The following is a 4,202-nucleotide window of genomic DNA, read 5'->3' on the forward strand; positions in this document are numbered from 1 at the left end:
TGGTCGGCCCCGTCGGCGCGCGGCTGCGGGCCACCGCCCACACGCCGTCCGCGGACTGGGCCGCCCGGCTCGTCGCGCTCGGCCCGGACGGGCACGCCGAACGGCTCGCCGTCGGCGTCGTCCGGCGAACCGAACCGGCCGGCCGCGCAGCCGAGTTCACCATCGGTCTGGGCCGGCTCACGCGTCGGCTGCGAGCCGGCACCCGGCTGCGCCTGGAGATCGCCGGCCACCACTTTCCGGCTCACGCCCGCAACCCCCACACCGGCGACGACCCGGTGACGGCCCACCGGCTGCTCCCCTCCCGGCGCGAGGTCGACCCGGCCGCCGTGGCCCTCACTCTGCACGTGCTCCCGTCCCGTCCCACCCCCACCGACCCCGCCGAGGAGATCCTGCGATGACGGCGCTGCCGCTGGAAGCACTCGTCGACCCCGTCTGCGGCATCGTCCGCAAGGTCAAACCCGTCGAGCACCCCCCAGGCACACCGCCCCGCTACACCGCCCTCACGGCCGAGATATCCGACGCCCGCAGACTCGGACTGTGGCCGGCCGACCGGGTCTCCCTCGGCACCACCTTCGGCGACCCCGAGCAGGCCCGCACCGCCGCGATAGCCGAGGGCATGGAGCGGTACTGCGGCAACCGCGTGCCGCCACCCGGCCACCCCGACACCCCCCTGCGCGCCACCGCCGCCGAACTGGCCGAGAAGGGCCTGCGCCTGTACGGCCCCGGGGACCTGCCCGCCTACGCACCCTGGCAGTACGCCCGGGACACGTTCCCCTACCGCCCCTTCAGCGCCGACACGCCGGCCCTGTGGACGCGCGGAACGGAAGCCATCGCCGACGGGACCACCGCCGAGGTCTGGGCACCCGTCTCGCTCACCCACCTCAACTGGCGCCAGGGCGACCTGCGCCGGCTGCCCCGCACCCACCACCTCAACTATGCCGGCATCGCCACCGGCCAGGGCCTCGACGACGCCGTGGAACGCGGCCTGCTGGAGATCGTCGAACGGGACGCCCTGGAACTGTGGTGGCACCTGGACGGCCCGGCCCGGGGCATCGACCCCGCGAGCGTGCCCGGCCTCGCCGACGACCTCGCCGGGTCCGCCCTCGACGTCCACATCGTCGAGATGCACTCGGAGTTCGCCCCCTGCATGGCCGCCCTCGTCCACGACCCGCGCCTCGGCCTGTACGCCGCCGGCTTCGCCTGCAAGTACGATCCGGCCGAAGCCGCCCGCAAGGCCGTCCTCGAAGCCGTCCACACCTGGGTCTTCACCCAGGGCCTGACCGGTTCCGACGGCTGGGTCTTCCAGGCCGTCGAGGCGGGGCTGCTCGCCCGCGGGCTCTACCTGGAGCACCGGGCCGACGGCCGCTATCTGGACGCGTGCGGCGAGCAGTTCGAGCACGTCCGGGACCTGGGCGCGCACGTGCAGGTGTGGCTGGACGAGCGGATGGCCGCCGAGGCCGGACGGTTCACCGCACCGGCCCTCGGCACCGTGTCCGTCGACGCGGTCGAACCCGGCAGCCGGGAACGGCTGGAGAACGCGCTGCGCGCGGGCGGACACCGGGTCATGACCTTCGACCTCACCACCGAGGACGTCGCCGAGACCACCCTGCGCGTCGCCAGGGTCCTCGTCTCGGGGCTCCTGCCCAACGCGCCGGCGGCCTTCGGCTACTTCGGCTGCCCACGTCTGTCCGAGGCCGCCGTCGCGCGCGGATGGCGCACCGACCCGCCGAGCGCGCCGGAGGACTTCACCCTGGCGCCTCCGCCGCACATGTGAGGGCCGTCCCCGTGGAACACGCACGCGAGGACCGTCCCCCGGACCTCGTCGCCGCCCTCGCCCTCGCCCGCACCCCGGCGACCCCCGGCCCCGGCACATCCGCCGGGGGAGCCGTCCGGGCCTGGCCGGGCCCGCCGACCGCCTTCCCGAAGGCCGGGCTGGAGGATCTCGACGTGCAGGCGCTGCTGCGCCTCTCCCTGGCGGCCTCGGGCCGCTCCGGCCGACTGCGGCCCGCTCCGTCCGCCGGTGCCCTGCACCCGGTGGACACCGAACTGACCGTCGGCGCCGGCTGTTCCCTGCCGCCCGGACGCTACGGCTACGACCCGCTGCGCCACCGCGTGCACCGCCTCGGCCGGCAACCCGGCGGCACGCCACCGGGCGTGACGGCCCGACTCTCGGTCACCGCACGGCGCACGGTCTCCCACTACGGCCACCGGGCCCTGCCCCTGCTGCTCCTCGACACCGGGCACGCCGCCGCCGCGCTGCACCTGGCGGCCCGCGCGCTCGGCGTGAGCGAGGCCGACGTACGGCTGGACGGACGCGCCGAGAGCCCACTGGCCGCCGTGCACATCCCGCCGCCCGGGCGGCCGGGCCCGGTGCACCCGGGGGACGGCGCGCGCATCGCGGAGCCGCCGGAGGGCCGGCCGGCACCCGGGGAACTGCTGGCGCGCCGCAGCGCCCCACCGCCGTTGTCCGGCGCTCCCTCCCCGGACGCACTGCTGGCGGTCCTCACCACCGCCGCGCGGGCAGGCGCCGGTGAGCTGCGCTGGTGTGCCGCCGTAGGCCCGCCACGGCCCGGACTGGTGGAGCCGGCCGCCGACGGCGCCACCCTGCGGCGTCACGCGGCGGGAGAGGCACGCCCGACGCTCGCCGCCTGGGCCGCCGGCCAGGCCTGGATCGCGGACGCGGGCGCCGTCCTGCTCGCCGTCGGCTGCCCCGCCGACGCCGACGCCCCGCACATCCGCCGAGCCCACCTGCGGGCCGGCTTCGCCGTCCACCTGGCCCATGTCACCGCCCGGCGCCACGGGCTGGCCGCCCGGCCCGTCGGGTCCTGGCAGCAGGCGGACCTCGGCGCCGCGCTCGGCGCCGCCCCGGGCCGGGACTGGGTCGTCCACGCACTGGCCCTCGGCACCCGCCACGCCGACGAGGAGAACACCACGTGATCGTCCACCCCGAGCTGCGCCGCGCCGCCCGTCCCGCACGGCGCCCCCTGCTCGCGGCCACCCTCCTGCAGGGCGCCGTCACCCTCACCCACCTGGCGCAGGCCGCCCTGCTGGCCCTCGCTCTCGCCGGCCTGGCACACGGAGACACCGGCCGGCTCCCGTGGCTGCTGGCCGCTGTGCTCGCCGTCGTCGGCGCCCGCGCCGGGCTCACCGTGGGACAGCGGCGTACCGCCACCCGTGCCGGAGCCCGGGTCCGGGTAGCCCTGCGGGACGAACTCCTGGCCCACCTGGGCCGGTTGGGGCCCGCACACCTGAACACGGCCCGGGCCGGAGCCGTCCGCACCACCCTCGTCGACGGGGTGGAGGGCGTCGACGCCTATGTCTCCCGCTACCTGCCCCAGCTCCTGGTCACCCTCACGGTGCCGCCCCTGGTCCTCGCCGCCCTGGCCGCCACCGAACCCCGGGCCCTCCTCGGCCTCGTCCCCGCCCTGCTCCTCGCCCTGGCCGGACCACGCGCCTGGGACCGGCTCCTCGCCACCCGAGGCAAAGAACACTGGGACACGTACGAAGGACTGGGCGCCGACTACCTGGAGGCCCTCCAGGGCATGCCCGCCCTGCGCGCCGCAGGCGCGGTCGGTCGCACCCGCGCCCGCCTTGAGGAGCGGTCCGCGGCGCTGCACCGCGCGACCGTCGCCAAACTGCGCGTGTCCCTGGTCGACACCGGCATCACCGATCTCGCCATCCAGGGCGGCACCGCCGCCGCGGCCCTCCTGGCGTGCTGGTCGGCCGTCACCGGATCCACCACGGCGACCGGCACGTATCTGGTGCTGCTGCTGGCCTCGGAGTGCTTCCGCCCCGTCCGCGACCTCGCCCGCGAATGGCACGCCGGATACCTCGGGGCCTCGGCCGCCGACGGCCTCGCGGCTCTGCGCACGGCCGAACCGGCGGTCCAGGACACCGGAACGGCCTCCGCACACCTGCGGACTCCGCCCGAACTGCGCTTCCACGACGTCCGGTTCACCTACGGCGGCGCACCGGCCCCGGCTCTGGACGGCGTCTCGTTCACCGCCCAGGCGGGCCGGACGACCGCGATCGTCGGCCCCTCCGGCGCCGGTAAGTCCACACTCCTCGCCCTGCTCCTGCGCCACCACGACCCGCAGGAAGGCCGGATCACCCTCGACGGACGTCCCACGACCGAGTACGCGCTCGACTCGCTGCGCCAGGGCATCGCCGTCGTCTCGCAGGAGACGTACCTCTTCCACGCC

The 4,202-nt window shown here is 76.5% G+C and carries 4 protein-coding genes; all 4 read left to right on the forward strand.

Going from position 1 to position 4,202, the window contains the following annotated elements; genetic code table 11:
• A partial coding sequence (locus tag GTY56_RS21360) for a CocE/NonD family hydrolase C-terminal non-catalytic domain-containing protein (protein ID WP_272923385.1) occupies positions 1 to 398 on the forward strand: 398 nt, incomplete at its 5' end.
• Positions 395 to 1,774 (forward strand): YcaO-like family protein, encoded by a 1,380-nt coding sequence (locus GTY56_RS21365; protein WP_161366969.1) that lies wholly within the window; start codon positions 395 to 397, stop codon positions 1,772 to 1,774. The genes GTY56_RS21360 and GTY56_RS21365, both read left to right, overlap by 4 nt.
• A gap of 11 nt (positions 1,775 to 1,785) precedes the next feature.
• Complete coding sequence (locus GTY56_RS21370; protein WP_237524957.1) at positions 1,786 to 2,937, forward strand: SagB/ThcOx family dehydrogenase; 1,152 nt, start codon at positions 1,786 to 1,788, stop codon at positions 2,935 to 2,937.
• On the forward strand, positions 2,934 to 4,202 hold a 1,269-nt coding region (locus GTY56_RS21375), incomplete at its 3' end, for an ATP-binding cassette domain-containing protein (RefSeq protein WP_161366971.1). The genes GTY56_RS21370 and GTY56_RS21375, both read left to right, overlap by 4 nt.

The sequence above is a fragment of the Streptomyces sp. SID5643 genome (genome assembly GCF_009872555.1).
GTDB lineage: Bacteria > Actinomycetota > Actinomycetes > Streptomycetales > Streptomycetaceae > Streptomyces > Streptomyces iakyrus.

Bases quoted from the DNA above. Each gene is read 5' to 3' on its own strand.
- GTY56_RS21365 (WP_161366969.1), top strand. From the start codon at position 395: ATGACGGCGCTGCCGCTGGAAGCACTCGTCGACCCCGTCTGCGGCATC.